Raw genomic sequence first — 4,692 nt, 5'->3', positions numbered from 1 at the left:
GCAAAGCAGTGCCGGCCCTCCATCACCTGGATCACGCCACGCTTGACCAGGTCGGCGGGCGAGAGGTTTTCTATGCGTTCACCTTGCAACTCGATGGAGCCCTTGGTGACCTCGCCGCGCTCGCCCTTGAGCAGGTTGGAGATGGCGCGCAGCGTGGTGGTCTTGCCCGCGCCATTGCCGCCCAGGATGGCCACGATGCGGCCCTCTGGCACCTGCAGGGACACGCCCTTCAAGACCAGGATCACATGGTTGTAGATGACCTCTATGCCGTTGACGTTGAGAATGATGTTGGGTGTGTCCATTGAGTTGTCTCCATACCAGTCGAAAGGCACGCAGTGCGGCCTTTCGACTGGCGGCTCCTGTACGGAGCCGCCATCTCTTTCGTCAGGACTTGCAAGTGCGGCGCGTGACCTTCTTGTCAGTGGCGTACTTCTCGGCCGCAGCCTTAAGCAGCGGCGTCATAACCTTCGGATCGGCTTGGAACCATTCGGAGCTCTGATTCCACTTCTTGCCGTCCCATTTGTACGCACGCGCCCACGACGGTCCCATGTGGTCGTTGCAGCTGGTAATAACAGGCCGCATGATGTCCGCAATACCCAGCGCATCGATCTTTTTCTGATCCAGCGTCATGTTCTCGTAACCCCAGCGCGCCTGCGCCGCGGTCATGACCTGCCCCTTGCCAAATTGCTCCTGGGCACGACGCACGCCTTCCACCGCAACCATCGCATTCATCAGACCGCGCATGTAGAGTGCCTCGCCGACTTCCTCCTTGGGACCACTTCCCTCCCCTTTGGCGTGCAGAGTGGTGAGGACTTCCTTGACAATCTTGGAGTCGGCTCCGGGGCCAGGTTGCAGCAGCACGGCGCTGTAACCGTCGGCGCCACTCACTCCCTTGACGTCCGAATCGGAGCCTGAAGGCCACACGCCAACCATCTTGTCGCGCGGGTAGCCGGTGGCTTGCGCTTCTTTCAGGGCCGTGCTGTTCATGATGCCCCAACCCCAAAGCAAAACGAAGTCCGGCCGGCTTTGCCGGATTTGTAGCCAGGCCGATTTCTGATCAACGCCAGGGGCCGTCACCGGGATGGACGCGAGCTCGAATCCATGCATCTTCGAACGTGCGGTCAGCACCGGGATGGCCTCCTTGCCGAATGGGCTATCGTGGTACAGGAGGGCGATTTTTTTCCCTTTGAGCTTGTCCAGGCCACCCATCTTGCTGGCTACATATTGCAACTGTGCGTCAGCCGAAGCCCAGTGCGTGCCTGCCAGCGGGAAGCTCCATTCAAAGACTTCGCCGTCAGCGCTTTCACTCAGACCGTAGCCAGGCGTAAGCACTGGTATCTTGTCGTGCGCGCCCCTTTCCGTCAGGGCGAACGTGATGCCGGTCGACATGGTCTGGAATACGGTGGCACCGCCATGCTTGCCCTTCATCCGCTCATAACACTCAACACCGCGATCCGTCGCGTAGCTGGTCTCGCACTCTTCCCAGAGGACTTTCACGCCATTGATACCGCCTTTGGTATTGACCAGCTTGAAGTAGTCAACGAAGCCGTTGGCCCATGGCACGCCACTGGGGGCGTAAGGACCCGTGCGGAATGTCAGCAGCGGGAAGAATTGCTGTTTATCCTGAGCAAGTGCGGCCGGAACCACTGCCGACGAACCGATGAAGCCTAAAACGGCGGCGATAAGGATTTTTCGAAATCTCATTTTTTGTCTCCTGATTTTTTGATAGCGGAACACATGAAACTGTCGCGCCAATCTGCGCGAACTCCGGGAAATACATGGCTAGTGCGGGAATGGCCACAGTCGCAACTTCTGCTTGCCGATGGCCCAAAGCTTTGCCAGGCCGTGGGGCTCAACAATCAGAAACCAAACGATCAGGGCGCCAAAAATCATCAGCTCGGCGTGGGACACGCCCACGGTGGAAATGGTCAGTCCGAAAAGACCTGCCAGCGCGGGCAATGCCTGGCTCAGTGCAAGCGGGAGCAAGGTGATGAAGGCGGCGCCCAGAAAACCACCCAGAATGGAGCCAAGGCCGCCAATAATCACCATGAAGAGCAGGCGGAACGAGATATCGAAGGAAAACGCGGCAGGCTCCCAGGCCCCCAGATGCACAAAGCCCCAGAGCCCACCGGCCAAGCCGATGATGAAAGAGCTGACGGCAAAGGCGCTGAGCTTGGCATACATGGGGCGAATGCCAATCACTGCGGCGGCAACGTCCATGTCGCGTATCGCCATCCATTCGCGCCCCACCGCTCCGCGCAGCAGATTTTTGGCAAGCAAGGCGACAACCGCCAAGATCGTCAGGCACAGCAGATATTTGCTCGTGGCGCTTTCAATCGGAAAGCCAAAGACCTGCATGCCTATGACCGAGACCGATGGAGAGTCGTTGGTGAACCACTTGATGCGCAGGAACATCCAGTCTGCGAAGAATTGCGCCGCCAGCGTCGTGACCGCCAGATACAGCCCCTTGACGCGCAGACTCGGCAAGCCGAACAAAATACCGAAGACGGTCGCGCACAGGGCGCCCAGAAGGAGCGCCGGAATCAGCGGCATGCCGGGAACGCGTACGAAGAAGTTATAGGCGCCATAAGCACCGACTGCCATGAATGCGCCCGAGCCGAGGGAGATCTGGCCGCAATAGCCGACCAGGATATTGACCCCTAGCGCGGCCAGCGAAATGATCAAAAACGGTATCAGAATGGCGCGCAGGAGGTATTCGCTGACCATAAAGGGGGCGACGCCGAATGCCAGAATAAATAGCAAGCCCATGACGATACGGTCCTGGCGGATTGGAAAAATCTGCTGATCCGCACGATAGGTGGTTTTGAACTGACCGTTTTCTCTGTAAAGCATAGTTGTCTCGAAATAGTCTTTTAATTGCGGCAATCTGCGCTTAACTTGCTGTACACCTTGGCTTTCACTGAAAGCTCATTCCTTACCGTCTCCGGTCAAGGCCCTTTCGGGTCGATCGCTTATTTCATACGCGATCAATGATCTTTTCGCCAAACAGGCCTTGCGGCCGGAACAGCAGAAAGGCCAGCGCCAACACATAGGCAAACCAGATTTCAATGCCGCCGCCGACGTAGGGCCCGAGATACACCTCGGAAAGCTTCTCTCCGACGCCGATGATGAGACCGCCAATAATGGCGCCCGGTACGGAGGTTAGTCCGCCCAAGATCACCACCGGCAGGGCGCGCAATGCCACGGTGGCCAGTGAAAACTGAACCCCAAGCTTGCTGCCCCAGATCATGCCGGCTACCAGTGCCACCACACCGGCGACGCACCAGACGATGACCCAGATATGGTTGAGTGGAATGCCTATGGACTGGGCGGCCTGATGATCATCGGCCACGGCGCGCAGGGCGCGGCCGGTGGCGGTTTTCTGGAAGAACAGAGTCAGCAGGGCGACCAACGCTGCCGCGATCAAGGCGGCGTACAGGTCTTCCTTGTTGATCAGGATGCCGCCCTGGAACACGGATTCCATGGCGAAAATCGGCTCCTTCGGCATACCAATGTCAATCTTGTAAATGCTGCTGCCGAAAAGAGTCTGTCCCAGCCCCTCGAGAAAGTAGGCAATGCCAAGTGTGGCCATCAGCAGCGTGGCCCCCTCCTGGTTGACCAGGTGGCGCAATACCAATCGCTCGATCAGCCAGGCCACCGCAAACATGATGATGCCGGCCAGCGCAAAGGCGATAACGTTGGCGAAAACCATACTGCTGATGCCCGTCCACTTCGGTATCCATTCCGCGAACCGGGCCATCGCCAGTGCCGCAAACAGCACCATCGCCCCCTGGGCGAAGTTGAAAACGCCCGAAGCCTTGAAAATCAACACAAAGCCCAGCGCCACCAGTGAATACAGCATGCCGGCCATCAGGCCGCCTAGCAGTGTTTCCAGAAAAAAAGCCATGTTAGTTACTCACCCCAGTTTCGGATCCGCTTTGCGTGGCTGTCTCTGCCCTTGCAGGGGACGCCGCCAGCGCCCCGGCAAAGCAGGCTCCGCAGCGGCTGCTTGAATAAACAAGCTTCGTGTTTGAGCGGCCTTTTGTCGAAGGCAGCGTTGCGTTGTTGTTCATGGTTAGTGCTCGGTGCCGAGATAGGCGCGAATGACATCGGCGTTGTTGCGCACTTCGTCGGGCGTTCCGTCGCCGATCTTCTTGCCGTAGTCCAGCACCACCACGCGGTCGGAGATGTCCATGACCACGCCCATGTCATGCTCGATCAGCACCACGGTGGTGCCGAACTCGTCGTTGACGTCGAGCACAAAGCGGCACATGTCCTGCTTTTCTTCCACGTTCATGCCGGCCATGGGTTCGTCCAGCAGCAGCACCTGCGGCTCCATCGCCAGGGCCCGGCCCAGATCGACGCGTTTTTGCAGGCCGTAGGGCAGCTGGCCGACGGGCGTTTTGCGGTAGGCCTGGATTTCCAGGAAGTCGATGATGCGTTCGACGGCCTCGCGGTGGCGGATCTCTTCTTTCTCCGCCGGCCCGATGCGCAGCGCCTGCAGCAGCAGATTGCTTTTGATCTTCAGGTTGCGGCCCGACATGATGTTGTCGAGCACGCTCATGCCCTTGAACAGCGCCAGGTTCTGGAAGGTGCGGCCCACGCCCATCACCGCCACCTGGTGGCTGTTCATGTGCTTGAAGGTCTGGCCGCGAAAGGTGATGGAGCCCTGCTGCGGTGCGTACACCCCGT

At 58.8% G+C, this 4,692-nt stretch carries 5 protein-coding genes; all 5 read right to left on the bottom strand.

Annotated elements, in window-relative coordinates:
* A partial coding sequence (locus BM160_RS22005; protein WP_143093321.1) for an ATP-binding cassette domain-containing protein occupies positions 1-302 on the bottom strand: 302 nt, incomplete at its 3' end.
* Positions 303-384: 82 nt separating this feature from the next.
* Positions 385-1,704, bottom strand: a complete 1,320-nt coding sequence (locus tag BM160_RS22000; protein ID WP_092008276.1) for an ABC transporter substrate-binding protein — start codon at positions 1,702-1,704, stop codon at positions 385-387.
* Positions 1,705-1,782: 78 nt separating this feature from the next.
* The gene (locus BM160_RS21995; protein ID WP_092008275.1) at positions 1,783-2,853 is read right to left on the bottom strand and encodes a branched-chain amino acid ABC transporter permease; all 1,071 of its coding nucleotides are present in this window, start codon (positions 2,851-2,853) and stop codon (positions 1,783-1,785) included.
* 124 nt (positions 2,854-2,977) lie between these two features.
* Positions 2,978-3,907: a branched-chain amino acid ABC transporter permease gene (locus BM160_RS21990; RefSeq protein WP_092008274.1), complete on the bottom strand. Its 930-nt coding sequence runs from the start codon at positions 3,905-3,907 to the stop codon at positions 2,978-2,980.
* A gap of 168 nt (positions 3,908-4,075) precedes the next feature.
* Positions 4,076-4,692 (bottom strand): ABC transporter ATP-binding protein (locus tag BM160_RS21985; protein WP_092008273.1); only part of this gene is annotated, 617 nt, incomplete at its 5' end.

Source organism: Polaromonas sp. OV174 (assembly GCF_900112285.1).
GTDB lineage: Bacteria > Pseudomonadota > Gammaproteobacteria > Burkholderiales > Burkholderiaceae_C > Polaromonas.
This window is presented reverse-complemented; position numbering and strand designations above follow the sequence as displayed.